The following is a 24994-nucleotide window of genomic DNA, read 5'->3' on the forward strand; positions in this document are numbered from 1 at the left end:
GAGGACCCGCTCACGAGATCTTCCGCGCACGGTGCGCGGCGTAGGCCCAGCCGATGCCGAACGCGGCCAGGGTCGCCGCGAGCTGGCCCAGCAGCAGCCAGTCGAAGGCGGCCCGCGAGAGCACGGCCAGCAGCACCGGCACGCTGACCAGGACCGCGAGGTCGGGACCGGTCGTCGTCGCGGCGGCCGCCCCGGGCGGCAACCCGCCCATCGCGGTGGAGATCACCGGGCCGGACAGGTCCGGGTCCGGCCGGACGGCGCCCCGCAGCCCCGCGGCGGCGAACCCGGGCCCGGCGAGGGCCCCCAGCAGCGCCCAGGACCACCACGCCGTGCCCTGCGTCTCCCCGTGCAGCAGACCGGAGGTGGTGACGGCCAGCGGTACGGCGACCGCCCCCCACACCGCCATCAGCGCGGCGACGGGGATCCACCGGGCGAGGGCGATGTTCGTCGCCGAGATCGGCAGCGTGCGCGCGGCCGCCGGAGCCAGCGCGAGCCCGCGGGCCGGTTCGGACAGCGTCGTCGCCGCGGCGTACCCCGCGATCCAGATGAGCAGCGCCGCGACCGCGCGGTGCGCGGAGGTCCCCGCGGCCAGCACGAACGGCACGAGCGCGAGCACGCCGGCGGTCACCAACCGGCGGGGCTGGCGACGCAGCAGGACGAGGTCGGCGGCGATGACGGCCCGGACCGGACCCGTGACGCGCTCGAACCGGGCCCGGCGGCGCACCCGGCCACCGGAGTCCGCCGAGAGGGCGCGACCCATCTCGCGGATGTCGAACTGCAGGACCGAGGACGTCAGGCGTTCCAGCCGGGACGCACCGCGCCGCAGCGACGGCGAGGGGATCTCTCCCACCGACGACCACGCCGGGCGGCCGACCAGGACGAGGGCGACCAGCGCACCCACGCCGACGACGACCGCCGGGACGACGACCGTCCGCGGGTGCACCGCGTCCACCGAGATGCCCACCACGGCCGAGGCCGCCAGGGCCAGGACGAGCCCGACGCCGATCCCGTCGAGGACCCGCCCCACCCGCAGCAGCGCCTCGACCCCGGCGCCCACGGCCGGTCGCACGACGAGGGCGTAGCCCGCCGCGGCGACGCCCGCCCCGACGGCGAACCCGCCGAGGAGCCCACCGGTGACGGTGCTGCCGCTGAGGTCGCCCGCCACCCCGAAGGCCACCGAGGAGCTCCACGCCGTGAACAGCCCGCCCGCGAGCGCCGTGCCCAGGGCCCGGTTGCGCACGACGGGTCGCAGCAGGTCGGCGCGCGGCACGGGCAGCGGGGTCCACCAGGTGGTGGGGGCGGTGGCGAGGCTGACGGGCCCGAGGCGGCACCAGGCGGCGAGGCCGAAGGCGATGACGCTGCAGGACAGGCCGACCGAGAGCAGGACGGCGGAGGTCTGGGGCAGCCAGCCCGGCCCGTCGCCGCTGGTGGCCAGGCCGCTGCGGAGGGCGTTGCGCAGTCCTCCGCTGCCCCCGAGCAGCAGCAGGAACGCGATGCCGACCTGCAGGACGACGGTGTAGGTGTCGGTGAAGGTGGCCCGCAGACCGCGGGCGGCCTTGGAGGGGGCGGCCTCGTCGAGGAGTTCGCGGCGGGTCGGGTAGGGCTGGTCGGCGAGCGGCCCGACGAGCTCCGGCCAGGGTTCGACCTCGGGTTCGACGTCCGTCATCGCACGGGTTCGCTGACGATCCGCGCGGCCTCGTCGGCGTCCACGACGCGGCACGCCGGAGCGACGTCGGGGTCGTCGATGACGACGGCGCGGGTCGCGAGCGCCCGGAGCAGGACGACGTCGTGGGTGGCGAGGACGAGGGCGGTCCCGGCGTCGCGTTCGGCGACGAGCCGTTCCGCGAGCGCCTCGCGCCCGGTGGGGTCGAGGCGCTGCTCGGGTTCGTCGAGCAGCAGGACGGAGCGGGGGCGGACGAGGGCGGCGGCGAGGAGCAGTCGTCGCTTCTGCCCGCTGGAGAGCGACCCGGGGAGCTGGTCGGCGGCGCCGGTGAGGCGTTGCGCCTCGAGTTCGGCGTCGACGACGGCGACGACGTCGCGGACCCCGTGCCCGCGGGCGACGAGCTCGAGGTGCTCGGCCACGGAGAGTTCCGCGAACCAGGCGTCCTCGTCGAAGACGGAGGCGACCTCGCGGCGGAACTGCGCGGAGCGTTCGTCGACGGCCTGCCCCCGCAGGGTCACCTTGCCGCTCAACGGCTTCAGCAGACCGGCGACGGCGCGCAGGACGGTGGACTTGCCGGCACCGTTGGCCCCGACGAGGCAGAGCGCCTCGCCCGCGGCGACGTCGACGGTGACGGGGGCGCACACGGGTTCGCCGTAGCCGACCCGCAGTCCCTCCAGGGCCAGGACGACCTGGCGGGCGGGACGGGGCTTCTTCTTGCTCACACGCGCTCCAGGAAGGCTTCGGTGTCCCCGCTGACCCGGGCCGCGACGGCCGCGGCGAGGGGGCGGGCTCGGGACAGGTCGGGGTCGGCGGCCACGAGGGTCACCGCGGCGGCGCGGGCGTGCGCGATGAGGTCGGCGTCGCGCAGGACCCCGAGCAGCTGCAGGGAGCTGCGCTCCCCGGACTGCGCGGCGCCCAGGACGTCGCCCTCGCGGCGCTGCTCGAGGTCGAGGCGGGCCAGTTCGAACCCGTCGCGGGTGCGGGCGAGGGCGGCGAGGCGTTGTCCGGCCGGGGACGCCTCGGAGGCGCCGGAGAGCAACAGGCAGGTGCCGGGCAACCCGCCGCGGCCGATGCGCCCGCGCAGCTGGTGCAACTGGGAGATGCCGAAGCGGTCCGCGTCGACGACGACCATGACGCTGGCGTTGGGCACGTCCACCCCGACCTCGACGACGGTCGTGGCGACGACGACGTCGAGCTCGCCGCCGGAGAACCGGCTCATGACGTCGTCCTTCTCGCCCGGGGTGAGCCGGCCGTGCAGGACCTCGGTGCGCAGGCCCGCGGTCGCGGGGTGGTTGCGGACGATCTCGACGACCTGGCTGACGGCGGCCGCGGGCCGGGGTTTCGGCCGGCCCGGCCTGCCCCCTGGGGTCGAGCGCTGACCCCGGGGTTCGTCCTCGGGCGGTGGTTCCTCGAACTCCCCGGGCTCTCCCGGTTCCGGCGGGGTCCCGTCCTCGCCCCCCTCGTCGTCGGTGTCGATGCGGGCGCAGACGACGTAGGACTGGCGCCCGAGGGCGGCCTCCTCGGCGATCCGCTGCCAGGTCCGGTCGATCCAGGCGGGCTTGTCCTGCGGGACCACGACGGTCTGCACGTCGGCCCGGCCGGGCGGGAGTTCGGTGAGCACCGAGGTCTCGAGGTCGCCGAACAGCGTCATGGCCACGGTCCGCGGGATGGGAGTGGCGGTCATGACCAGCAGGTGCGGGACGCCGTTGCCCTTGGCCCGCAGCGCGTCGCGCTGCTCGACGCCGAAGCGGTGCTGCTCGTCGACGACCACGAGCCCGAGGTCGGCGAACTGGACGTGCTCCTGCAGCAGGGCGTGGGTCCCGATGACGATCCCGGCCTCCCCGCTCGCGGCGGCGAGCAGCGTCTCGCGGCGGGCCGCCGCGCCCATCGAGCCGGTGAGCAGGACCACCCTGGTGGCCCGGGGGTCCGCGTCGAAGGTCCCGGCCCCGGCGAGGTCGCCCAGCATCGCGGTGACGCTCCGCAGGTGCTGCGCCGCGAGCACCTCCGTCGGGGCCAGCAGCGCGGCCTGTCCCCCGCCGTCGACGACGGCGAGCATCGCGCGCAGCGCGACGAGGGTCTTGCCGGAGCCGACGTCACCCTGCAGCAGCCGCTGCATGGGGTGGGGTTTCGCGAGGTCGACCGCGAGCTCCTCGCCCACGAGGCGCTGGGAGCCGGTGAGCGGGAAGGGCAGCCGCTCGTCGAAGGCGGCGGCGATCCCGTCCGGGGAGGCCGTGCGGGCGATGGCCCGCTGGTGGGCGGTGGAGGCCCGGCGCAGGGCCAGCGCCGTCTGCAGGACGAAGGCCTCCTCGTAGCGCAGCCGGTGCCGGCCGGCCTCGAGCTCGGCCTCGTCGCGGGGGGCGTGCACGGCCCGCAGCGCGGCGACGGGGTCGAGCAGGTCCGCGTCGGCGACGACCTCGGGCGGCAGGAACTCCGGGAGCTGGCCGTCGAGGCCGTCCAGGACCTGGGTGACGCACTGGCGGATCAGCCAGTTGGGGGCCGTCTTCGACGCCGGGTACAGCGGGATCGGACGGGCCACGGTGCCCGCGCCCTCGGCGGGGTCCTCGAGCACCTCGTAGTCGGGGTGGGAGAGCTGCCACACCTCCTGGAACTTCCCGACCTTGCCCGAGGCGAGGACGAGGCGGCCAGGGACGAGGTCGTCCTTCTGGTGCTGGAACTGCCCGGCGAACTTCGCGAAGAACGTCATGGTCAGGGTGTCGCGGCCGTCGCCCAGGGTGACGACCAGGCGCACGCCGTCCCGGGCGCGCATGCGCTGCGGGTCCCCGTAGTGGGTGACCTGGGCCAGGATCGTCGCGTTCTCGCCCTCGACGAGGTCGCGGATGGGGGTCAGCGAGCCGCGGTCGGCGTAGCGGCGCGGCAGGTGCCACAGCAGGTCCCGCACGGTCTCCAGCCCGAGGCCCTCGGACAGGAACTTGGCGGGGTTGGCCTTCTTGCTGTTGCCCTTCCCCCGCGGCAGCCGGCTGGACAGGGGTGCGTCCAGGTCGTCCACGCGGGCAGGTTACCGCCCGCTCCACCCCCCGTTGACGGCACCGACCGGCGGCGCGTCCACGACCCGGTCGCGTCCGGCCCGCTTGGCGGTGTACAGCGCGGCGTCGGCCCGGGCGACGAGGTCCTCGGCGCTCTCCCCGACCTCCGCCCGGGCGATCCCGGCGCTGATCGAGAGCCGGTGGGAACGGTCGCCGGGGACGCTGGAGGCCGCCACCGCCCGGTGGAAGCGGTCGGCGACGGCCCGCAGGTCCCGCTCGGCACCGGCGTCCGGCCCGGAGTCGGGTCCGGAGCGGACCAGGACGACGGCGAACTCGTCCCCGCCGAGGCGCGCGACGACGTCCTCGGCCCGGCAGACCGCCCGCAGCTCGCCGGCCACGATCCGCAGGACGGCGTCGCCCGTGGGGTGACCGTGGGTGTCGTTGACCGCCTTGAAGGAGTCGACGTCCACGAGCAGCAACCCGTCGACGGTTCCCGCCTGGACGTGCGCGGCGAGCGCGCTGTCGTAGGCGCGGCGGGAGGTCAGCCCGGTGAGGGCGTCCTCGGCGGCCTGGGCGCGCAACGTCGCGGTCAGGCGCTCCTGGCGTTCCCCGGCCGTGGTGAGCAGCGCGGTGATCAGGCAGAACGTGACGAGGTGGGCCGGGCTGTCGCGGAAGATCCCGACGGTTCCCTCCTCGACGCCCATGAGGACGACGTCGGCGGCCACGGCCTGCGCGGTGAGCAACCAGGCGGCGAGGGGGCGCAGGTGGAAGGCCGCGAACATCGCGGGCCAGCCCAGGTAGATCTGCCCCCCGAAGGAGGCGTCGTCGGTCCACAGGTCGAGCACCAGGACCATCAGCCCGGCCAGGCCCGCGAGCGCTGCCGGGGCCCAGCCGGGGGCTCGCCGAGGGGCCACGGCGAGGAACAGCCCGCAGCACACGACGACGACGGCGAAGGTCCCCGTCACCACCCAGCCGCCCGGCCGGGTGCCCATCGTCTCGGGCGAGACGATGCCGTTGAGGATGGTGTAGAGGCTCGCCGCGGTGGTCATCACGCCGACGGCCCGGGCCGCCGGGACGTGGTCCCGGGCCGTCCACCAGGCGTGCCGGGGCGCGCCGGGGCGCGCGCGGACCGTCGGGTCGCTCGCGGTCCGGCGCTGCTGCGAGGCTCGGGACACGGTGGTGGATCGACGCGTGGGGTCCTCCTCTGTAGCGGCCGAGCGGGCGACGCGGGGCCGGTCGAAGGGTCCGGTTTCTCGCATCCGCGGGTCTCGGCTATCGTGTTCGTCGGTGTCCGGAAGTCCGGACATCGTGCGCCCCGTCGGGACGCACCACATTTCGTTCGACTTCAGGAGTTCCCCGTGGCTGCCACCTGTGACGTCTGCGCCAAGGGCCCTGGCTTCGGCAAGAGCGTCTCGCACTCGCACCGGCGGACCAACCGCATGTGGCTCCCGAACATCCAGCGGGTTCGGGCCACTGTGAACGGTTCCCCCAAGCGCCTCAACGTGTGCACCTCCTGCCTGAAGGCGGGCAAGGTCACGCGCTGACCACCTTGCACTGATCGACCCTGCGGGGCCGGTTCCCCTCGGGGACCGGCCCCGCGGTGCGTTCCGGTCCGCTCGGAGGGTCGGAGCACCCGGTCAGCGCGCGAAGTGGTCCCAGCCGGTCCCCCGCCCGCCCCAGCGCGCCCCGTCGACGAGGACGGGGTGCTCGCCGCGGGCGAGGACGCGCCCGACGGCGACGAAGGGTTCCGGCAGCTCGACGCCGGCGGGGAAGCAGCCGAGCAGGGCGTGGTCCTCGCCTCCGGTCAGGACGAACTCCTCAGCCCGGTCACCGGCCGTGCGGACGAGGTCGGCGATCCAGGGCGCGGCCCCGGAGGTCGTGGCCAGGTCCAGCGTGACCCCGCTGGCGGCGGCGATCCGGCCCGCGTCGCGCAGCAACCCGTCGCTGACGTCCATCAGCGCGCTCGCCCCGGCACGCTGCGCCGCGGGGCCGGCGGCGACCGGGGGGACGGGTCGGCGGTGCGCGCTCAGGAGGTCCTCGGGGCCGTCGAGTCGACCGCGCAGCAACAGGTCCAGCCCCGCCGCGGACCGGCCGAGCACCCCTGCCACCGCGACGACGTCGCCCTCGCGGGCCCCCGAGCGCAGCACCGGGTCGGCCCCGCCGAGGTCGCCGAGGGCCGTCACCGAGACGAAGACCTCCGACGCGGCGGAGAGGTCCCCACCGACGACGACGGCGTCGAAGGCGGCGCAGGCCGCAGCCACCCCGCGGGCGAAGTCCTCCACCCAGGCCACCTCGAGGTCGGTGGGCAGGCCGAGGGTGATGAGCAGCCCGGTGCAGACCGCGCCCATCGCGGCGACGTCGGCGACGTTCTGCGCGACGGCCTTCCAGCCGACGTCGGCGCCGGTGGACCAGTCGCGCCGGAAGTCGCGGAACTCCACGAGGACGTCGGTGGTGGCCACGACCCGGGCGTCGGGGGCCACGACGAGGGCCGCGTCGTCACCGGGGCCGAGCAGCGCCCGCGTCGGCAGCAGCGGGATCACCCGTGCCAGCAGTGCCGTCTCGTCCAGTTCCCCGACCAGCACCGTGACCACTGGGGCACACTACGGGGCGATGTCCGAGCCAGGTCCCGTCGCCACCCCGCCCCGCCACCGCCCGCGTCCCCTGGTCGTCGCGCTGGTCGTCGTCCTCGTCGTCGCCGCAGCCGTCTGGGCCTACCTCGCGAACTCCCGGGGGGTGCAGGCGGCCCCGGAGGCCTCCGATCCTGCGTGCTCGACGTTGCTGGGGGCGCTCCCGCAGACGCTGGGGACCCTCGGGCGGACGCAGCAGGGGGCGCAGGGCGTCACGTCCTGGGGCGGCGACCAGATCGTCCTGCGGTGCGGCGCGCTGGTCCTGGGTCCGACGACGAAGGCGTGCATCCCCGTCGGCCCCGACGCCGGTCCGAGCGTGGACTGGGTGCAGGACGCGGCCAACGACCGCGCCGTCCGCTTCCTGACCTACGGTCGGACCCCTGCCGTCGAGGTGACGATCCGCTTCAGCTCGACCCTGACCAGCGACCAGGCGCCCTCTCAGCTCGTCGACCTGGCCGACGCCGTCTCCGCGATCCCGCAGACCCGCACCTGCCTCTGAACCGGGCTCACCCTCGTCCCCGGGCCGCCCGGGCGCGGGCCTTGATCGCCACGATGACGTCCGTCTTGGCGTCGGCGTAGGCGTTCGTGTCGTCCCACCGCCCGCTCATCAGGGCCCGCTTGGTGCTCTCGTAGAGGGAGCGGTCGCCCGCGTCGGAGCGCAGGTGGTCGCGCAGCAGGAGGTAGTCGGCCACGGCGGGGTCGTCGCGCTGGAGGACGTGCACGTGGACGTCGCGGGCCGGCGTGCGCACGAGGCGGTGCCCGGGTTCGCGCACCCGCAGGACGTACCCGGCGGCGAGCAGGCCGTCGAGGTAGTCCTCCTCGGCGGTGATGTCGTCCACCGCGACGACGATGTCGACGACGGGTTTCGCCGCCAGCCCGGGGACCGACGTGGAACCGATGTGCTCGACCTCGACGTCCACCCCCGCGAGGGCGTCCCGGATCCGCCGCTCGTGCTCGCGGTAGGCCTGCGCCCACCGTTCGTCGTGCTCGTGCAGCTGGAGGTCGAGGGCTTCGACACCGCCCACCAGCTCGACGGTCGTGACGTCCGCCCGACGCCGCTCGCTGTTCTCGTCCACCACCGCACCGTACGGGCGACGCGCCGGGCTCAGCCGTGCTGGTAGCCCGTCGCGTCGCGTCGGCTGCGGGCGTGCCAGCGGGCCGCCACGACGTTGACCCCGACGACGACCGACCACAGCGGCGGCACGCGCCGCAACGCGCGCCGGTGGGCCCGCATGACCGCCACCGCGACGGGGGCGACGGCCAGCGCGGCCCGGTGGCGGCGCACACCGAGGGCGTCGGCCAGTTCCTCGCCCTGCATCCGGCGCGACACGGTGTGCACGAGCTGCCCGGCCGCCCACAGCGGTACGCCGCCGAGGTCGTGCAGGGCCTGGGCGATCGCGCCGAGGCCCACTTCGGTCAGCCGTCGCGAGTCCTCGCTGGGCGCTCCGGTGACGGCCGCCAGCCGTCGCTCCAGCCGCGCCGCGCCGACCCCGTCGGACACGCCGCGCAACAACCCGGGATCGGCTCCGTCACCGACGCCCAGCAGTCGTCCGAGGTGACGCCAGAACCGGTACAGCGTGCGCTGCTCCTCGTCCGTGAGGTCCATGCCGATCGTCGCCGCGGCCTCGATGGTCACCAGGGTGAAGTCCAGCCACGTCCGGGCCAGGTCGACCTGGTGCAGCGGGAGGACGTCGGCCTCGGGGCGGGCCCGGGCCAGCCCGTTGCGGATGCGGGCGTGCAGCAGCCGCACCTCGGCCGTGGCGACGTAGCCGGGCGCGCCGCGGCGCAAGCCGCCGGGGAGCATGCAGAGGTTGATCCAGTGGGCGGTGTCGAGCATCCGCCGGTAGGTGCGTTCGACGAGTTCACCCGTGCTCACGAGCAGCGCCGCGGGTTCCGGGGGTGCGTAGGAGCGGATCAGCGCCCCGGCGCCGAGGTCGTAGATGTGGGCCGGGAACGGGATCGTGAAGTAGGGCCGGCTGCCCCGTTCGAGGAGCCCGTCGTCGACGGCGGCGCACGCGGCCTCCAGTTCGCCCAGCAGCGCCGCGATCGCCGGGTGCGGGTCGCGCAGGGCGCGGAGCCCGAAGCGCAGGCCCAGGTCCACCTGGGCTCGCAGCGACGGGTCCGCCGTGAGGGCGGCGGCCGCGGCCTCGGCCAGCGGGTCACCCACCCGCAGGGCGGCGGCGACCTCCGGGTCCGGGGCGGGGCGGGGGATCGCCGAGGCACCGACAGCTCCCGCGAGGAGGTTCCGCACCGGGGAGCCGGGGCCGGCAGCGTTCACCCCGACATGGTGCCCCGGCTTCGCCGACGTGGCCCGACGGGTCCCCCCGACGTGACCAGGAACTCACCCGAACGTCACCCGGGCGGGGCCGTGGGCTCACCTTCACCGGCGGGGGCGAACAGGTTGTCGCTCACGGCCACCCACTCCTCGTCCCCGGCCGCGTCGGCCGGGTCGAGACCCTCCGGGACCAGGAGCCCCGTGGCGCTCGTCGCGCCGGAGGTCGTGCTGACCGCGAGACCGGACCGCTGGAACTCCTCGGCGTCCGTGCAGGAGGACCCCAGGACCTGCGTCGCCCGCAGGGACTGCACGAGGCAGATCCGCTCACCGTCCAGACCCACCCAGTACTCGGCCACCTGCGTCCCCCCGAGGTAGCGGGTCGAGTCCGCGGCGATGCCGTCCACACCGGTGCGCAACTGGTCCGTCGGCGTCTGGTCCTGGGCCAGGGCGGGCACCGAGTCGGCGAAGGACGGACCCCCGCACCCGCTCAGCGCGAGGGCGGCCGTCAACACCAGGAGGCCCCGCCGTCGCGTCGTCACCGCAACCCGGTGGGCCGCTTCAACGCCAGCTGCAGCAACCGGTGCACGAGTTCGGGGTAGTCGACGCCGGTGGCCGCCCACATCCGCGGGTACATCGAGAACGGGGTGAACCCGGGCATCGTGTTGATCTCGTTGACGACGATCCCGTCCGCGCCCCGGGTCGGGTCGACGAACAGGTCGACGCGGGCCAGCCCTTCGGCCCCCATGGCCTCGAAGACCCGCGCCGCGGTCGAGCGCACGGCCGCCACGACGTCGTCGGGCAGGTCGGCGGGGCACGTCAGCCGGACGTTGCCGGAGTCGAGGTACTTCGCCTCGAAGTCGTAGAAGTCGTGACCGCCCACGATCTCGATCTCGCCGGGCAGGCTGGTGAGGGGTTCCCCGCCGTCGAGGTCCTCGAGAACTCCGCACTCGATCTCGCGGCCGACCAGCGCGGCCTCGACGACGACCTTCGGGTCGTGGGAGATCGCTTCCGCCACAGCGGCTTCCAGGCCGTCGGGCGAAGTGACGCGGGTGATCCCGATGCTCGACCCCGCGCGCGCGGGTTTCACGAAGACGGGGTAGCCCAGCGCCTCGACCTCCGCGACGACGGCGGCGCGGTCGGTGTTCCAGCGGCGCGCGCGGAAGGAGGTCCACGGCCCGACGGGCAACCCCTGACCCGCGAGCAGCAGCTTCATGACCTGCTTGTCCATCCCCGCCGCCGAGGCCAGGACCCCCGACCCCACGTAGCGGGTGTCGGAGAGTTCCAGCAGGCCCTGCAGGGTGCCGTCCTCACCGAAGGGGCCGTGCAGCAGGGGCAGCACGACGTCGACGGCACCGAACTCGGTGACGTCACCGTTCTCGAAGCGCTGCAACGCGTTGGAGTCGACGTCGGAGGACAGCGAGACGGGGGCGCCGGCGGCCGGCACCTCGGGCAGCTTCCCGTCCTCCAGGCTGAACCGGGAGGGGTCCTCGACCAGGACCCACCGTCCGCCGGTGGTGATCCCGATCGGGACGACGTCGTAGACGTCGCGGTCGAGAGCTGCGAGCACGCCCGCCGCGGTGACGCAGCTGATGGCGTGCTCGGAGGACCGACCGCCGAAGACGACGGCGACGCGGGGTTTGTGCTGGCTGCTCATCGGCGCCGACCCTACCCGCGGTGTGGTTGTCTTCGGGCGTGCCCGACAACGTGTCCTCCACCACCCCCCTCTCCCCCGCCACCACGACACCGCTGTCGCCCGCGACGCTGGCCGTCGTGGCGGGTCGTCCGCCGCGCGGGCTCGACAGCGAGCTCAACACCCCGGTGTCGTTGTCCGCGACGTTCGTCGGGGGCGGCTCGCTGGGCCAGGCCTCGCTCGGCTACGGCCGGTTCGCGAACCCCACCTGGGTCGCCCTGGAGACCGCGATCGGTGAGCTGGAGGGTGGCCGCGCACTGGTCTTCGCCTCCGGCATGGCGGCGGTGTCCGCCGCGGTCCACCTGGTCCCCGCCGACGGGACGGTCCTCGTGCCCCACGGCGCCTACAACGGCACCCACTCCCTCACCGGCCTGCTGGCCGCGCAGGGACGGATCACGGTGCGCCCCGTGGACATCACCGACCTCGACGAGGTCCGCGCGGCCCTGGCGGCCACCGCGGGCCCGACGCTGCTGTGGCTGGAGTCCCCGACGAACCCGCTGCTCGAGGTCGCGGACATCGCCGCGCTCGCCGCGCTGGGCCACGAGCACGGCGCGGTCGTCGCCGTCGACAACACCTTCGCCACCCCGCTGCTGCAGCAGCCGCTCGAGCTCGGCGCCGACGTCGTCGTGCACTCGGTGACGAAGTTCCTCTCCGGGCACTCCGACGTGGTCCTGGGCGCGGTCGTCGCCCGCGACGAGGCGACGCTGGCGGCGCTCTCGTCCCACCGCACCTTCCACGGGGCCATCGCGGGCCCGCTGGAGACCTTCCTGGCCCTGCGCGGCATCCGGACCCTCCCGCTGCGCCTGGAGCGCTCCCAGGCCTCCGCGGCCGACCTCGCGCGGCGCCTGCTCGCCCACCCGGCCGTGACGCGGGTCCGCCACCCCTCCCTGCCGCAGGACCCCGGTCACGCACTCGCCGCCAGCCAGATGTCCGGGTTCGGCGCCCTGGTGGCCATCGAGGTCGTGGGCGGTGCCGCGGGGGCGGACGCCGTCGTCGACGCCGTCGCACTGTGGGTCCCGGCGACGAGCCTGGGCGGGGTCGAGTCCCTGATCGAGCGCCGCCGCCGGCACGGCAACGAGCCGGCCGTCGTGCCCGAGGACCTGCTGCGCCTCTCCGTCGGCGTGGAGGACGTCGAGGACCTGTGGCGCGACCTCTCCCAGGCCCTGGACGCCGCGCTCGCCCACCGGGGAACCATCTGAGGGACACGCGCGTCGCAGGAACGGGAACACCCGGGGCCTGTGTCACGCTGACCACAGCGGTGACACGCCCGGGATCCCGGGGAGCGCAAGCTTTATCTCATCTATGAGATACGGTGCGGACATGGCAGTCTCCACCGAGCAGATGACGTCGAGCAGCGACCACCTGTCGCAGATCGGCGCCCTCATCCGCGACGCCCGCAAGCACCGAGGCCTCACGCAGGTCCAGCTCGCGGAACGCCTGGGCACGTCCCAGAGCGCCGTCCACCGCATGGAACAGGGGCAGCAGAACGTCTCGATCGACATGCTCCAACGCGTCGGTCACGCCCTCCAGGACGACATCGTCTCCATCGGGCGTCCCGGGCCGACGCACCTGCGCGTGCACGGCGGCGTGAAGCTGTCGGGCAGCATCGCGGTGAAGTCCAGCAAGAACGCCGGCGTCGCCCTGCTGTGCGCGGCGCTGCTGAACAAGGGCCGCACCACGTTGCGCGGGGTCGCCCGGATCCTCGAGATCCACCGCATCCTCGACGTGCTCGCCAGCATCGGCGTGAAGTACGAGTGGATCAACGAGGCCGACCTCGTCCTGGACGTGCCCGACACCCTCGACCTCGAGGCGATGGACGGCGAGACCGCCCGCCGCACCCGCAGCATCATCATGATGCTCGGGCCGTTGCTGCACCGCTACGACGAGTTCGCGCTCCCCTACGCCGGTGGGTGCGACCTCGGGACCCGCACGGTCGAGCCGCACATGGTCGCGTTGCGCCCCTTCGGGTTGTCCATCACGGCGACGACCGGTTTCTACCACGCGACGGCCGACCACAGCGTCTCCCCGCAGCGTCCGATCGTGCTGACCGAACGCGGCGACACCGTGACCGAGAACGCCCTCATGGCGGCGGCCCGCGTCGAGGGGATCACCACGATCCGCAACGCGAGCCCGAACTACATGGTCCAGGACCTCTGCTTCTTCCTGGAGCAGCTCGGGGTCCGCATCGACGGGATCGGCACCACGACGCTCGTCGTGCACGGCGTCAAGGACATCTCCGTCGACGTCGACTACGCCCCCTCCGAGGACCCGGTCGAGGCGATGAGCCTGCTGACCGCGGCGATCATCACGCACTCCGAGCTCACGGTCACCCGGGCGCCGATCGAGTTCCTCGAGATCGAGCTCGCGATCCTCTCCGAGATGGGCCTGAAGTACGACCTGACGCCGGAGTACACCGCGGCCAACGGGCGCACCCGCCTGGTCGACATCACGGTCTTCCCCTCGGAGCTCAAGGCGCCGATCGACAAGATCCACCCGATGCCGTTCCCGGGCCTGAACATCGACAACCTGCCGTTCTTCGCCGTCATCGCGGCGAGCGCGGAGGGTTCGACGACGGTCCACGACTGGGTCTACGACAACCGGGCGATCTACCTCACCGAGCTCAACCGCCTCGGCGCGCGGGTGAAGCTGCTCGACCCGCACCGGGTCCTCGTCGAGGGCCCGACCCGCTGGTCCGGCGCCGAGGTGCTCTGCCCGCCGGCCCTGCGTCCCGCCGTGGTCGTCCTGCTGGCCATGCTGGCGGCGAAGGGGACCTCGGTGCTGCGCAACGTGGACATCATCGCCCGCGGCTACGAGCAGCTCGCAGAACGCCTGACGCCGTTGGGCGCGCAGATCGAGACCTTCCGCGACTGACCCCGCCACCACGCAGGAGGCCCCCGGACCCAGTGGGTCCGGGGGCCTCCTGCTGTCGCGGGTCAGGCCTTCTTGGCGACCCGACGGGTGGTGGTGGCGGTCTTGGCCGGAGCCGCCTTCTTGGCGGCGGCGGTGGTCGCGGTGCGGGTCGCCGGAGCGGCCTTCTTCGCGGCCGTGGTGGTGGTCCGGGCCGGGGCGGCCTTGACCGGAGCCGCCTTGCGGGCCACCGGAGCGGCCTTCTTGGTCGTGGTGGTGGTGGAGGTCGCGGCGGGCGCGACACCGCCCGCGGCCGCGCGCTCCTTCGCCGCGGCCTGGAAGGCGCGCAGCGCCTTGGTGTCGGAGACGACCTCCTTGAAGGCCGTGCCCGGGCGGAAGCGGGGCACCGAGGTCTTCTTGATCTTGACGGCCTCACCGGTGCGCGGGTTGCGACCGGTGCGGGCGTTGCGGGCCTGCTTCTCGAAGGTGCCGAAACCGCTGATCGCGACCTTGTCACCCTTGGCGACGGTCAGCGTGATGAGCTCGACGACCGCCTCGACGGCCGTGACGGCCTGCTTGCGACCGCCGAGGGTCACCTCGAGCGCGTCCACCATCTCTGCCTTGTTCACGGGGGCTCCTCCAGGGGGGTACGGGTCGTCCGTGGTTGGCCGAGCAGGAGCCCGACGAGGAAACGGTACGACCGACGATCACCTGAGTCCACCACAGGCCCGGCGGCGAGTCGTTGCGCCGCAGCACACCTCGACTCCCCGACGACCGCCCCGACTGTGCCGCAGGGCTTCCCACGGAGCCGGCGACGGGTCCGCCCGCACCGCAAGGGATTTCGTCGGAAGGGTTGCCGCGCAACGGGTCAGGACGCAGAACGACCCCGGTCCCACTGCGCCGCAGCGGGAGTCCGGGGTCGTCGGTGAGGGGATCAGACGGTCGGTGCGAGGGGGGTGGTGGTCGGCTTGAACGACGGCCGACGGCCTTCGAAGTCGGTGATGGCGTCGGCGTGGCGAAGGGTCAGGCTGATGTCGTCCAGGCCCTCCATGAGCCGCCAGCGCACGTACTCGTCGACCTCGAAGGGGGCGGTGAAGTCGTCGACCTGCACGATGCGCTCGACGAGGTCGACGGTCACCTCGGTTCCCGGGTGCGCCTCCAGCGCCTTCCAGATCAGGTCGATGTCGCTCTGCGCGACGACGGCCGCGAGCAACCCCTGCTTGCCGGAGTTCCCGCGGAAGATGTCGCCGAAGCGGGGCGCGAGGACGGCCTTGAACCCGTAGTCGCGCAACGCCCAGACGGCGTGCTCACGGCTGGACCCGGTGCCGAAGTCCTTGCCGGCCACGAGGACGGACCCGGCCCGGTAGGGCTCCTGGTTCAGCACGAAGCCCGGGTCGCCCCGCCAGGCGGCGAAGAGCGCGTCCTCGAAACCGGTCTTGGTGACCCGTTTGAGGTAGACGGCGGGGATGATCTGGTCGGTGTCGACGTCGGTGCGGCGCATCGGCACCCCGACACCGCGGTGGACGGAGAACTTCTCCATGGTGATCCCCTCTCAGAGCGCGGGTTCGAGGTCGGCGGGGGAACTGAGCGTCCCCCGCACGGCCGTGGCGGCGGCGACCAGAGGGCTGACCAGGTGGGTCCGCCCCCCCTTGCCCTGGCGGCCCTCGAAGTTGCGGTTGGACGTGGAGGCGCAGCGTTCGCCGGGGGCGAGCTGGTCGGGGTTCATGCCCAGGCACATCGAGCAACCCGCGAAGCGCCAGTCGGCACCGAACTCCTTGAAGACGGTGTCGATCCCCTCGGCCTCGGCCTGCAGGCGGACCTTCGCCGAGCCCGGGACGACCATCACGCGCACGGAGTCGGCCTTCGTGCGGCCCCGGACCACCTCCGCCGCGGCCCGCAGGTCCTCGATGCGGCTGTTGGTGCAGGAACCGATGAAGACGGTGTCGACGGCGATGTCGCGCATGGCGGTCCCGCCCTCGAGGCCCATGTACTCCAGCGCCCGTTCGACGCCCTGACGGACGCCGTCGTCGCCGATCTGCTCGGGGACGGGGACGGAGCCCGACAGCGGGACGCCCTGCCCGGGGTTGGTCCCCCAGGTCACGAACGGTTCCAGCAGGTTCCCGTCGAGGACCACCTCGGCGTCGAACTCCGCGTCGTCGTCGGTGCGCAGCGTGCGCCAGTACTCCACGGCCGCGTCCCAGTCCACGCCCCGCGGAGCGTGCGGACGCCCCTTCAGGTACTCGAAGGTGGTGTCGTCGGGGGCGACCATGCCGGCGCGGGCGCCGGCCTCGATCGACATGTTGCAGATGGTCATCCGGCCCTCCATGGAGAGGCTGCGGATGGCCTCACCGCGGTACTCCAGGACGTAGCCCTGTCCCCCGCCGGTCCCGATCTCCGCGATCACGGCCAGGATGACGTCCTTGGCCGTGGTGCCGGGCTTCAGCGTCCCGTTCACCGTGATCGCCATCGTGCGGAACGGTTTGAGCGGCAGGGTCTGCGTCGCGAGGACGTGCTCGACCTCGCTGGTGCCGATCCCCATGCCCAGCGAGCCGAAGGCGCCGTGGGTGGAGGTGTGGGAGTCACCGCAGACGACGGTCATGCCCGGCTGGGTCAGGCCCAGCTGCGGGCCGACGACGTGCACGATCCCCTGCTCGGCGTCACCGAGGGGGTGCAGCCGGACGCCGAACTCCTCGCAGTTGGAGCGCAGAGTCTGCAGCTGCTTGGCCGAGACCTTGTCCTCGAGCAGCGACAGCGGTCGGTCGATGTCGGCGGTGGGGGTGTTGTGGTCCTCGGTCGCGATGGTGAGGTCGAGACGGCGCACCGGACGCCCGGCCATCCGCAGTCCGTCGAAGGCCTGCGGACTGGTCACCTCGTGGACGAGGTGGAGGTCGATGTAGAGCAGGTCGGGTTCCCCGTCCTGCCCCTTGCGGACGACGTGGTCGTCCCAGACCTTCTCCGCCAGCGTGCGTGCCATGCTCCGCTCCCCTCACTTGCGTCTCACGTTTTGAGACGCCAGTATCGCTTCGTGGACAAGAGTAGCGGAGTCGGCGTGCTCGACAAGGCGGTGCTCGTGCTGGGCGCGCTCGAGGCCGGCCCGGCGAGCCTGGCGCAGCTGGTGTCGGTGACCGGTCTCTCCCGCCCCACGGCGCACCGCCTCGCCGTCGCCCTCGAGCACCACCGCCTCGTGGCGCGCGACCTGCAGGGCCGGTTCGTGCTGGGAGCCCGGCACGCCGAGCTCGCCGCCGCCGCCGGCGAGGACCGGCTGGTGGCCGTCGCGGGACCGCTGCTGAGCGCCCTGCGCGACGCCACGGGCGAGAGCGCGCAGCTCTACCGCCGCCACGGCGAGCACCGCATCTGCATCGCCGTCGCCGAACGGCTGCACGGTCTGCGCGACACCGTCCCGGTCGGCGCCTCCATGACGATGACCGCCGGGTCCGCGGCCCAGGTGCTGCTCGCCTGGGACGACCCGGAGCGGCTCTCGGTGGAGCTCATGGGCGCACGCTTCGACGCCAGCGCCCTCTCGGGCGTCCGGCGGCGCGGCTGGGCCCACTCCAGCGGTGAACGGGAGGCCGGGGTCGCCTCGGTCAGCGCGCCCGTGCGGGGGCCCTCCGGTCGCGTCCTGGCGGCCGTCTCGGTGTCCGGCCCCGCGGAGCGCTTCGGTCGCCACCCCGGTCGTCGTCACGCCGACGCGGTGCTCGCCACGGCCGCCGCCTTCGGCGCCGCCCTCGCGCCCCAGACCTGACCGGTTGCCGGGCAACGAAGAAGGCCCCCGGTCGATGACCGGGAGCCTTGATCTGTAGCCCCGACGGGATTCGAACCCGCGCTACCGCCGTGAGAGGGCGGCGTGCTAGGCCGCTACACAACGGGGCCCTAGCTCAGGAGTTCCGTTCCCGGAACCCGCCTCGGAGAGTCTACCTCCCGGAGCGGTGTGCTCCGGACTGTCGACGTCTGCGACAAGCGCTGGGGTACCAGGACTCGAACCTAGAATAGCTGTACCAGAAACAGCCGTGTTGCCAATTACACCATACCCCATGGTGACTGATCCGAGCGGCGAACCGCCCGAACGAGATGAACTCTAACGCGTCCGCGCCCTCCACCCCAAATCGGCTCCCCGCCGCGCGACCTGAGGCGCGACGGGGAGCCGACGAGATGGTCAGAGGGTCGCGCGCAGCCGCCGCAGCCGGGCCAGCGACGACTCGCGGCCGAGGATCTCCATCGACTCGAACAACGGCGGGGAGACCCGACGCCCCGTGACGGCCGTGCGCAACGGGGCGAAGGCGAACTTCGGCTTGATCCCCAGCCCGTCCACCACGGCCGCCCGCAACGCGGTCTCGAGCTCGGCGGTGCTCCACTGCGGCAACGCTTCCAGCGCGTCGAGCGAGGCTTCGAGCACGTCGGCGGCCTCCGGTCGCAGCGCCGTGGTCGCGTCCTCCTCCAGGACGACGTCCGCGTCCGCGACGAAGAGGAACCCGAGCATGCCGGGGGCCTGGCCGAGCAGGGTCATCCGCTCTTGCACGAGCGGGGCGGCCAGGGCGAGCCGCTCCAACTGCTCCGCGGACGGCTCGGCCGGCAGGACGCCGCCCGTCTGCAGGTAGGGGACCAACCGCTGCCGGAAGTCGTCGGGAGCCAGCAACCGCAGGTGCGCGGCGTTGATCGCCTCGGCCTTGGTCACGTCGAAGCGGGCGGGCGAGGCGTTGACGTCGGCGACGTCGAAGGCGGCCACCATCTCCTCGACGGAGAACACGTCCCGGTCGTCGGCGATGCCCCAGCCGAGCAGGGCGAGGTAGTTCAGCAACCCCTCGCGGACGAACCCCCGGTCCCGGTGGTGGAAGAGGTTCGACTCCGGGTCGCGCTTGGAGAGCTTCTTGTTCCCCTCCCCCATGACGTAGGGCATGTGCCCGAACAACGGGACGGCCTGCGAGACGCCGATGTCCACGAGCGCCTCGTGCAACGCGATCTGGCGCGGGGTGGAGGAGAGCAGGTCCTCCCCGCGCAGGACGTGGGTGATCCCCATCAGCGCGTCGTCGACGGGGTTCACCAGCGTGTAGAGCGGATCGCCGTTGGCGCGCACCAGGACCGGGTCGGGGAAGGACCCGGCCTTGAACTCGATCCGACCACGCACGACGTCGTCGAAGGAGTAGTCGCGCCCCTCGGGCAGCCGCAGCCGCAGGGTGGGCTCGCGCCCGTCGGCGCGGAACGCGGCGACCTGCTCCAGGGTCAGGTCGCGGTCGAAACCGTCGTAGCCCAGGACCTTCGGCCGGCCGGCGGCCTCGTGGCGGGCCTCGATCTCCTCGGCGGTCGAGAACGACTCGTAGAGGTGCCCGGCCGCGCGCAGCCGTGCGACGACGTCGTCGTAGATCGGGCGGCGCAGGCTCTGCCGGTACGGCTCGTGCGGACCACCGACGTCGATGCCCTCGTCCCAGTCCAGCCCCAGCCAGCTCAGCGCGTCGAGGATCTGCGCGTAGCTCTCCTCGCTGTCGCGGGCGGCGTCGGTGTCCTCGATGCGGAAGACGAGCTTCCCGCCGGTGTGGCGGGCGTGGGCCCAGTTGAACAGGGCCGTCCGGATGAGGCCGACGTGCGGCGTCCCCGTCGGCGAGGGGCAGAAGCGGACACGGACGGGCGAGGAGCCCGGGGCGGGAGGTGCGGCGATGTCAGTCATGGCGGCCCCAGCCTATTCGCCCGCGAGAGTGGTCGCAGAGCGTCACGGGTGGGCTGTTCGGGTGGCACGGACGAACACGCAGCGTCACACGTGTCAGCGTCGTGGAGACCGCCCCGCTCCCCCGCCGCCCCCTCCGGAGGATCCTCGTGACCCGCCCCTCGCTCCGCCTCGCCGCCGCCGCCCTCCTGCTGCCGCTCGCCGCCCTCACCGCCTGCGGTTCGGTGCAGGCCGCCGCCGGTCTGCCCGTGGAGACCGCGACCCCCGCGCGGACCGCCACCCCGACGCCCACCCCGACCGTCGCCGTCGAACCCGTCGCCAACGACCTCGCCCTCGGTTCCGCCCACCACGAGCTGCAGGCCGGCGGCATGACCGTGGCCGTCGACTACTGGTCGACGCTGGACATGGGCCAGTGGACCCCGCAGGCCGCCAAGCCGATCCAGCTCGCCGCGACCATCACCGGGCCGAACCTGGGCACCGCGAAGAAGCAGCAGAAGGCGTACGTCAGCGCCTTCACCGTGACCTCCTCCGCCGTCGCGGCCGACGGCACGGTGACCTCCCCGGTCAGCGTCCAGGACGTCTCGCGCCAGACCCCGGGTTACCTGGCGATGGCGCCCTACGCCTACTCGACGTCGTTCGTCATCCCGGCCGTGCCCGTCGGCACCCGCAGCGTGGAACTCCTGATCTCCTACGACGTGCTCGAGCAGAGCGCGCCCGGCGCGAGCGACTACTCCAAGCAGACCGCCAACGACACCATCACCGTGGCGATCGCTCCGGCAGTCACTCCTGGGGTCACTCCGGGGAGCTGAACGAGGTCGAGAGGACCCCCAGGCCCTCGATCTCCACCTCGACGCGCTGTCCGGCGCGCACCGGTCCGACCCCGGCCGGGGTCCCGGTCATGATCACGTCGCCGGGCAGCAGCGTCATCGCGGAGGACACGTGGGCGATGATCGCCGGGATGTCGTGGACCATCAGCGACGTCCGGCCGTCCTGGACGACCTCGCTCTGCCCGCCGGTGATGCGACGGGTCTCGATCCGCAGGTCGGAGGGGTCGAGGTCGGTCTCGATCCAGGGCCCCAGCGGGGTGAACCCGTCGGCACCCTTGGCCCGCCACCACTGCTTGTCGGGACCCTGCAGCGAGCGCGCGGTGATGTCGTTGGCGATGGTGTAGCCGAAGATCACCTCCTTGACCCGCTCCTTCGGGACGTCCTTGCAGATCCGGCGGATGACGATCGCCAGTTCGCCCTCGTAGTGCAGTTCCTCCCCGGCCCAGGCCGGGATCACCAGCGGGTCGCCCGGACCGGCCACCGAGGTGTTCGGCACGGTGAAGACCAGCGGTTCCTCAGGCACCTCGTTGCCGAGTTCCTCGGCGTGGGCGGCGTAGTTGCGCCCGATCCCGAGCACCTTCGAGCGGGGGATGACCGGCGCGAGCAACCGGGCGTCGGCCAGCGGGACGCGCTCCCCCGTCGGGCTCATCGGCGTGAAGAGCGGGTCGCCCGCGACGACGAGGATCTCCTCCTCGCCCGGAGCGCCCTCGACGACGCCGTAGCGCGGGTCGGAACCACTGGAGGAGAACCTGGCGATGCGCATGGCCTCACCCTAGTGACGTGGCGCGACCCCGCCGTCCGACGGGGTGCGAGGGGCCGCCGGGCGGCGGCCCCTCCCCTCAGACCAGTCTGCGCAGCCAGCCGTGGGTGTCCTCGGCCCGGCCGTACTGGATGTCGAGCAGCTTCTCGCGGATCGTCATCGTGACCTCGCCGGCGGAACCGGTCCCGTGCGAGAGTTCCCCGTCGGCCGACACGAGCTTGCCGACCGGGGTGACCGCAGCCGCTGTGCCGCAGGCGAACACCTCGGTGATCCGACCCGAGGCGACCCCCTCGCGCCACTCGTCGATGCTCACGCGGCGCTCGCTGACGTCGTGACCGAGGTCCTTGGCGAGGTCGATGATCGAGGCGCGGGTGATGCCCTCGAGGATGGTGCCGGTGAGTTCAGGGGTCACGATCGAACCGTCGTCGTGCACGAAGTACAGGTTCATCCCGCCGAGTTCCTCGACGTACTTCTGCTCGGCGGAGTCGAGGAAGCACACCTGGTCGCAGCCGTGCTCGCCCGCCTCCTCCTGCGCGGCGAGGCTGGCGGCGTAGTTCCCGCCGCACTTGGCCGAACCCGTGCCCCCCAGGGCGGCGCGGGAGTAGTTCTGCGACAGCCAGATCGAGACCGGCTTCACCCCGCCGGAGAAGTAGGCGCCGGCCGGGGAGGCGATGACGAGGAACTTCACCTCGTGCGCCGCGCGGACCCCGAGGAACGCCTCCGTGGCGACCATGAACGGACGCAGGTACAAGGAGGACTCCCCACCCGTGGGGACCCAGGCCTCGTCGGCCCGGACCAGCTGGGTGATGGCCTCGAGGAACGTCTCCTCGCCGATCTCGGGCAGCGCGAGGCGTCGCGCGGACCGCGCCATGCGCGCGGCGTTGGCCTCGGGACGGAAGGTCCAGACGCTGCCGTCGGCGTGGCGGTAGGCCTTGAGCCCCTCGAAGATCTCCTGCGCGTAGTGCAGCACCGCGGCGGCCGGGTCGAGTTGCAGCGGCCCGTAGGGGACGACGGCCGTGTCGTGCCAGCCCTCGCCCTTCGTCCAGGTGGCGATGGCCATGTGGTCGGTGAAGAACCTCCCGAACCCCGGCGCCCGGAGGATCTCCGCCCGACGCTCCGCCGCGACCGGGACGGCCGACGGCGTGACGGGGAACGTCAGCCGGGGGGCGGATCCGGTGGGGGTGGCGGTCGGCGTGGCGCTCATGCGCGGTCTCCTCGTGAGCTGACGGTGGTGGATCGACGGTACCCCGCGCTCAGGCGGTCGCGGCGGCGGCCAGCGCGTCGCCGACCTCCGCCGTGGAGCGCGTCCCGACCTCGCCGCTCGCGCGGGCGGCCAGGTCCGCGGTGACGGCCGCGTCGACGCGCGCCGCGGCCTCGTCCCGGCCGAGGTGGGAGAGCAGCAGCGAGACCGACAGCACGGCGGCCGTCGGGTCGGCGAGCTGACGGCCCGCGATGTCGGGGGCCGAACCGTGGACGGGTTCGAACATGCTGGGGGCGGTGCGGTCCGGGTTGACGTTGCCGGACGCGGCGAGGCCGATCCCGCCGGTCACGGCCGCGGCGAGGTCGGTGAGGATGTCGCCGAAGAGGTTGTCGGTGACGATCACGTCGAACCGCGACGGGTCGGTCACCATGAAGATCGTGGCCGCGTCGACGTGCAGGTAGTCGACGGCGACGTCGGGGAACTCCGTCCCGACCGCCTCGACGGTGCGACGCCACAGGTGCCCGGCGTGCACGAGGACGTTGTGCTTGTGCACCAGCGTGAGCTTGCGGCGCGGACGCGCCGCGGCGCGGGTGAAGGCGTCGCGCACGACGCGCTCGACGCCGAAGGCGGTGTTGACGCTCACCTCGGTGGCGATCTCCTGCGGCGTGCCGATCCGCAGCGCGCCACCGTTGCCGACGTAGGGCCCCTCGGTGCCCTCGCGGACGACGACGAAGTCGATGTCGCCCGGCTCACCCAGCGGGCTCGGCACCCCGGGGAACAGCTTGGACGGGCGCAGGTTGACGTAGTGGTCCAGCGCGAAGCGCAGCTTGAGCAGCAGCCCGCGCTCCAGGACCCCGCTGGGCACGCTGGGGTCGCCTACGGCGCCGAGCAGGATCGCGTCGTGACCGCGGATCTCCTCGAGGACGGTGTCGGGCAGCGTCTCCCCCGTGCGGTGGTACAGCCGGGCGCCGAGGTCGTACTCGGTGGTCGAGACCTTCTGGCCCGCCTGGTCCAGCACCGCGGAGAGCACCTTGAGGGCCTCGACGGTCACCTCCTGGCCGATGCCGTCGCCGGGGATGACCGCGAGTCGCAGGGTGTCCGTCATGGCGCGCAGGCTATCGGAGCCCGTCCGGGCACCATCCACCATGTGGGCGTCGCGTCCCGAGGGGTGAGACGGTGCGGGTCACGGGGACCCTCCCCCAGGTCGACACGGCCGTCGGCGCGGATCGCCCCGTGGTCTGACGCCACGCGGCCCGGGGCTGCCTAGGCTCGTCGGGTGCGTCAGCAGGACACCTCACGGAACGTCTTCGACCGCGTCGTGAACTGGACGCGGGCCAACAGCCTGCTCATCGACGCCCTCATCGCCCTCGTGATGGCGGGGACCTCCTGGCTGCTCAGCATCGCCGTCGGGGTCGCAGGAGGACTCCTGGGCGCGGTCATCAGCGCCGGCATGTGCCTGCCGCTGGCCGTCCGCCGGCGCTACCCCGAGGTCTCGGGCGTGCTCGTCGCGTTCTTCGGGATCTCGCAGCTGGTCCTGTCCGGCCCCGCCTACGGCAACCTCGCGGTCCTCGCCTCCGTCTACGCCATGGCCGCCTACGCCGCGCCGTGGGCGTCCCGCGGCGGGCTCGCCCTGGGGCTGGCCGGAGCCCTGGTCTGCGCGGTCCGGTTCTTCAGCGGCACCGGGATCGGCGCCGTCGTCCTGCTGAGCGCCTTCATCGGCTTCATGGTGCTGGCCAGCTGGTCGCTGGGGAGCCTGCGCCGTTCCCAGCGCCAGAACGAGGTGGCCCTCGTGGAGCGCGCGCGGCTGCTGGAGAACGAGCGGGACAACGAGTCCCGGCTGGCGGCGACCGCGGAACGCCAGCGCATCGCGCGCGAGATGCACGACGTCGTGGCGCACTCGTTGTCGGTGATCATCGCCCAGGCGGACGGCGGGCGCTACGCCGCCGACGCCGACCCGGGCATCGCGACGACGGTGCTCGAGACCATCTCGGGCACCGGACGCCAGGCCCTGGCCGACATGCGCAACCTCCTCGGCGTCCTGCGTCAGGGCCCCGGCGACGAACTCGCCCCGCAACCGGACGCGCGGATGATCCCGGAACTGGTCGAGCAGGTGCGCACCAGCGGCCTCGAGGTGGAGGCCGAGGTCCTCGGCCCCCCGCGGGAACTGCCGCCGGCGATCGGGCTGGCCGCCTACCGGATCGTCCAGGAGTCGCTGACCAACGTCCTCAAGCACGCCGGTCCGCGGGCCCGGACCCGGGTCGTCGTCCGCTGGGACGACGATGCCCTGCGCCTCGACGTCGAGGACGACGGACGCGGCGCGGCGTCCATGGTCCAGCCGAGTCCCGGCGGGCAGGGTCTGGTGGGGATGTCGGAGCGGGCCCGGCTGCACGGTGGGTCGGTGACGTCGGGGCCGCGCACCGGTGGGGGTTTCTCCGTGCGGGCGCGCCTTCCCTACAGTTCGTGA

The 24994-nt window shown here is 73.3% G+C and carries 23 protein-coding genes and 2 tRNA genes; 7 read left to right on the forward strand and 18 right to left on the reverse strand.

Going from position 1 to position 24994, the window contains the following annotated elements:
* Nucleotides 1-10 precede the first annotated feature (10 nt).
* From AC0I8G_RS20225 to AC0I8G_RS20240, 4 genes are read right to left on the reverse strand one after another with little or no spacing between them, the layout of a single operon-like run.
* The gene (locus AC0I8G_RS20225; protein WP_380259749.1) at nt 11-1666 is read right to left on the reverse strand and encodes a DUF6297 family protein; all 1656 of its coding nucleotides are present in this window, start codon (nt 1664-1666) and stop codon (nt 11-13) included.
* Nucleotides 1663-2385, reverse strand: coding sequence for an ABC transporter ATP-binding protein (locus AC0I8G_RS20230; protein WP_471731544.1), 723 nt, complete (start codon nt 2383-2385; stop codon nt 1663-1665). The genes AC0I8G_RS20225 and AC0I8G_RS20230 overlap by 4 nt, the downstream gene beginning before the upstream one ends.
* On the reverse strand, nt 2382-4670 hold the full coding sequence (locus AC0I8G_RS20235; protein ID WP_471731545.1) for an ATP-dependent DNA helicase RecG: 2289 nt from the start codon (nt 4668-4670) through the stop codon (nt 2382-2384). Before AC0I8G_RS20235 ends, AC0I8G_RS20230 begins: the two co-directional genes overlap by 4 nt.
* 9 nt (nt 4671-4679) lie before the next feature.
* Nucleotides 4680-5822, reverse strand: a complete 1143-nt coding sequence (locus AC0I8G_RS20240) for a GGDEF domain-containing protein (protein WP_471731546.1) — start codon at nt 5820-5822, stop codon at nt 4680-4682.
* Between the two features lie 183 nt (nt 5823-6005).
* Here AC0I8G_RS20240 and rpmB point away from each other — a divergent pair, with 183 nt between their 5' ends.
* Complete coding sequence (gene rpmB / locus AC0I8G_RS20245) at nt 6006-6191, forward strand: 50S ribosomal protein L28 (protein ID WP_328292112.1); 186 nt, start codon at nt 6006-6008, stop codon at nt 6189-6191.
* A 93-nt stretch (nt 6192-6284) separates the two neighbouring features.
* Here rpmB and AC0I8G_RS20250 read toward each other — a convergent pair whose 3' ends face one another.
* Nucleotides 6285-7229 (reverse strand): thiamine-phosphate kinase, encoded by a 945-nt coding sequence (locus tag AC0I8G_RS20250; RefSeq protein WP_471731595.1) that lies wholly within the window; start codon nt 7227-7229, stop codon nt 6285-6287.
* 28 nt (nt 7230-7257) lie between these two features.
* On the opposite strand from AC0I8G_RS20250, the gene AC0I8G_RS20255 reads away from it, so the two are divergent.
* Nucleotides 7258-7773: a DUF3515 family protein gene (locus AC0I8G_RS20255; protein ID WP_471731547.1), complete on the forward strand. Its 516-nt coding sequence runs from the start codon at nt 7258-7260 to the stop codon at nt 7771-7773.
* Between the two features lie 7 nt (nt 7774-7780).
* Here AC0I8G_RS20255 and AC0I8G_RS20260 read toward each other — a convergent pair whose 3' ends face one another.
* The 4 genes from AC0I8G_RS20260 to AC0I8G_RS20275 all read right to left on the reverse strand — a co-directional run bounded on the left by AC0I8G_RS20260 (nt 7781) and on the right by AC0I8G_RS20275 (nt 11203).
* Entirely contained in the window at nt 7781-8350 is a 570-nt protein-coding gene (locus tag AC0I8G_RS20260; protein ID WP_471731548.1) for a GrpB family protein, read from the reverse strand.
* 29 nt (nt 8351-8379) lie between these two features.
* Nucleotides 8380-9552 carry an oxygenase MpaB family protein gene (locus tag AC0I8G_RS20265; RefSeq protein WP_471731549.1) on the reverse strand — a complete coding sequence of 391 codons (1173 nt, stop codon included), beginning with the start codon at nt 9550-9552 and terminating at the stop codon, nt 8380-8382.
* A 74-nt stretch (nt 9553-9626) separates the two neighbouring features.
* A complete protein-coding gene (locus tag AC0I8G_RS20270) occupies nt 9627-10088 on the reverse strand; it encodes a hypothetical protein (protein ID WP_471731550.1) in 462 nt (153 codons plus the stop codon).
* Nucleotides 10085-11203 carry a D-alanine--D-alanine ligase family protein gene (locus tag AC0I8G_RS20275; RefSeq protein WP_471731551.1) on the reverse strand — a complete coding sequence of 373 codons (1119 nt, stop codon included), beginning with the start codon at nt 11201-11203 and terminating at the stop codon, nt 10085-10087. Before AC0I8G_RS20275 ends, AC0I8G_RS20270 begins: the two co-directional genes overlap by 4 nt.
* 38 nt (nt 11204-11241) lie before the next feature.
* Between AC0I8G_RS20275 and AC0I8G_RS20280 the strand changes: the two genes are divergently transcribed.
* A complete protein-coding gene (locus AC0I8G_RS20280) occupies nt 11242-12438 on the forward strand; it encodes a trans-sulfuration enzyme family protein (protein WP_471731552.1) in 1197 nt (398 codons plus the stop codon).
* Nucleotides 12439-12580: 142 nt separating this feature from the next.
* Nucleotides 12581-14110, forward strand: a complete 1530-nt coding sequence (locus AC0I8G_RS20285) for a helix-turn-helix domain-containing protein (RefSeq protein WP_380162463.1) — start codon at nt 12581-12583, stop codon at nt 14108-14110.
* Between the two features lie 62 nt (nt 14111-14172).
* Here AC0I8G_RS20285 and AC0I8G_RS20290 read toward each other — a convergent pair whose 3' ends face one another.
* The 3 genes from AC0I8G_RS20290 to leuC form a co-directional block, all read right to left on the reverse strand.
* Entirely contained in the window at nt 14173-14715 is a 543-nt protein-coding gene (locus AC0I8G_RS20290; protein WP_380259758.1) for an HU family DNA-binding protein, read from the reverse strand.
* 305 nt (nt 14716-15020) lie between these two features.
* Nucleotides 15021-15626, reverse strand: coding sequence for a 3-isopropylmalate dehydratase small subunit (gene leuD, locus AC0I8G_RS20295; protein ID WP_380259759.1), 606 nt, complete (start codon nt 15624-15626; stop codon nt 15021-15023).
* Between the two features lie 12 nt (nt 15627-15638).
* Complete coding sequence (gene leuC, locus AC0I8G_RS20300; protein ID WP_471731553.1) at nt 15639-17060, reverse strand: 3-isopropylmalate dehydratase large subunit; 1422 nt, start codon at nt 17058-17060, stop codon at nt 15639-15641.
* A 51-nt stretch (nt 17061-17111) separates the two neighbouring features.
* On the opposite strand from leuC, the gene AC0I8G_RS20305 reads away from it, so the two are divergent.
* Entirely contained in the window at nt 17112-17828 is a 717-nt protein-coding gene (locus AC0I8G_RS20305) for an IclR family transcriptional regulator (RefSeq protein ID WP_380259761.1), read from the forward strand.
* A 55-nt stretch (nt 17829-17883) separates the two neighbouring features.
* Here the strand turns inward: AC0I8G_RS20305 and AC0I8G_RS20310 are convergent.
* The 3 genes from AC0I8G_RS20310 to gltX form a co-directional block, all read right to left on the reverse strand.
* Nucleotides 17884-17956, reverse strand: a tRNA-Glu gene (locus AC0I8G_RS20310).
* A 90-nt stretch (nt 17957-18046) separates the two neighbouring features.
* Nucleotides 18047-18118 (reverse strand) — tRNA-Gln (locus tag AC0I8G_RS20315).
* Between the two features lie 121 nt (nt 18119-18239).
* Complete coding sequence (gltX, locus tag AC0I8G_RS20320) at nt 18240-19745, reverse strand: glutamate--tRNA ligase (protein WP_471731554.1); 1506 nt, start codon at nt 19743-19745, stop codon at nt 18240-18242.
* A gap of 146 nt (nt 19746-19891) precedes the next feature.
* Between gltX and AC0I8G_RS20325 the strand changes: the two genes are divergently transcribed.
* Complete coding sequence (locus AC0I8G_RS20325) at nt 19892-20551, forward strand: hypothetical protein (RefSeq protein WP_471731555.1); 660 nt, start codon at nt 19892-19894, stop codon at nt 20549-20551.
* Here the strand turns inward: AC0I8G_RS20325 and AC0I8G_RS20330 are convergent.
* The 3 genes from AC0I8G_RS20330 to AC0I8G_RS20340 all read right to left on the reverse strand — a co-directional run bounded on the left by AC0I8G_RS20330 (nt 20535) and on the right by AC0I8G_RS20340 (nt 23635).
* Nucleotides 20535-21332, reverse strand: a complete 798-nt coding sequence (locus tag AC0I8G_RS20330) for a fumarylacetoacetate hydrolase family protein (RefSeq protein ID WP_380259764.1) — start codon at nt 21330-21332, stop codon at nt 20535-20537. The two genes, AC0I8G_RS20325 and AC0I8G_RS20330, sit on opposite strands and share 17 nt — an antisense overlap.
* A 76-nt stretch (nt 21333-21408) precedes the next feature.
* Complete coding sequence (locus tag AC0I8G_RS20335) at nt 21409-22533, reverse strand: branched-chain amino acid aminotransferase (protein WP_471731556.1); 1125 nt, start codon at nt 22531-22533, stop codon at nt 21409-21411.
* 49 nt (nt 22534-22582) lie between these two features.
* A complete protein-coding gene (locus tag AC0I8G_RS20340) occupies nt 22583-23635 on the reverse strand; it encodes a 3-isopropylmalate dehydrogenase (RefSeq protein WP_471731557.1) in 1053 nt (350 codons plus the stop codon).
* A gap of 171 nt (nt 23636-23806) precedes the next feature.
* On the opposite strand from AC0I8G_RS20340, the gene AC0I8G_RS20345 reads away from it, so the two are divergent.
* Nucleotides 23807-24994, forward strand: a complete 1188-nt coding sequence (locus tag AC0I8G_RS20345; protein WP_471731558.1) for a sensor histidine kinase — start codon at nt 23807-23809, stop codon at nt 24992-24994.

The organism is Kineococcus sp. AC630 (genome assembly GCF_979255925.1).

What these genes read in the sequence shown, in the direction of transcription:
- AC0I8G_RS20225 (WP_380259749.1), bottom strand. Translation starts at nt 1,666, where the DNA reads ATGACGGACGTCGAACCCGAGGTCGAACCCTGGCCGGAGCTCGTCGGG.
- AC0I8G_RS20255 (WP_471731547.1), top strand. Translation starts at nt 7,258, where the DNA reads ATGTCCGAGCCAGGTCCCGTCGCCACCCCGCCCCGCCACCGCCCGCGT.
- AC0I8G_RS20275 (WP_471731551.1), bottom strand. Translation starts at nt 11,203, where the DNA reads ATGAGCAGCCAGCACAAACCCCGCGTCGCCGTCGTCTTCGGCGGTCGG.
- AC0I8G_RS20285 (WP_380162463.1), top strand. Translation starts at nt 12,581, where the DNA reads ATGACGTCGAGCAGCGACCACCTGTCGCAGATCGGCGCCCTCATCCGC.
- leuD (WP_380259759.1), bottom strand. Translation starts at nt 15,626, where the DNA reads ATGGAGAAGTTCTCCGTCCACCGCGGTGTCGGGGTGCCGATGCGCCGC.
- leuC (WP_471731553.1), bottom strand. Translation starts at nt 17,060, where the DNA reads ATGGCACGCACGCTGGCGGAGAAGGTCTGGGACGACCACGTCGTCCGC.
- gltX (WP_471731554.1), bottom strand. Translation starts at nt 19,745, where the DNA reads ATGACTGACATCGCCGCACCTCCCGCCCCGGGCTCCTCGCCCGTCCGT.
- AC0I8G_RS20330 (WP_380259764.1), bottom strand. Translation starts at nt 21,332, where the DNA reads ATGCGCATCGCCAGGTTCTCCTCCAGTGGTTCCGACCCGCGCTACGGC.
- AC0I8G_RS20335 (WP_471731556.1), bottom strand. Translation starts at nt 22,533, where the DNA reads ATGAGCGCCACGCCGACCGCCACCCCCACCGGATCCGCCCCCCGGCTG.
- AC0I8G_RS20340 (WP_471731557.1), bottom strand. Translation starts at nt 23,635, where the DNA reads ATGACGGACACCCTGCGACTCGCGGTCATCCCCGGCGACGGCATCGGC.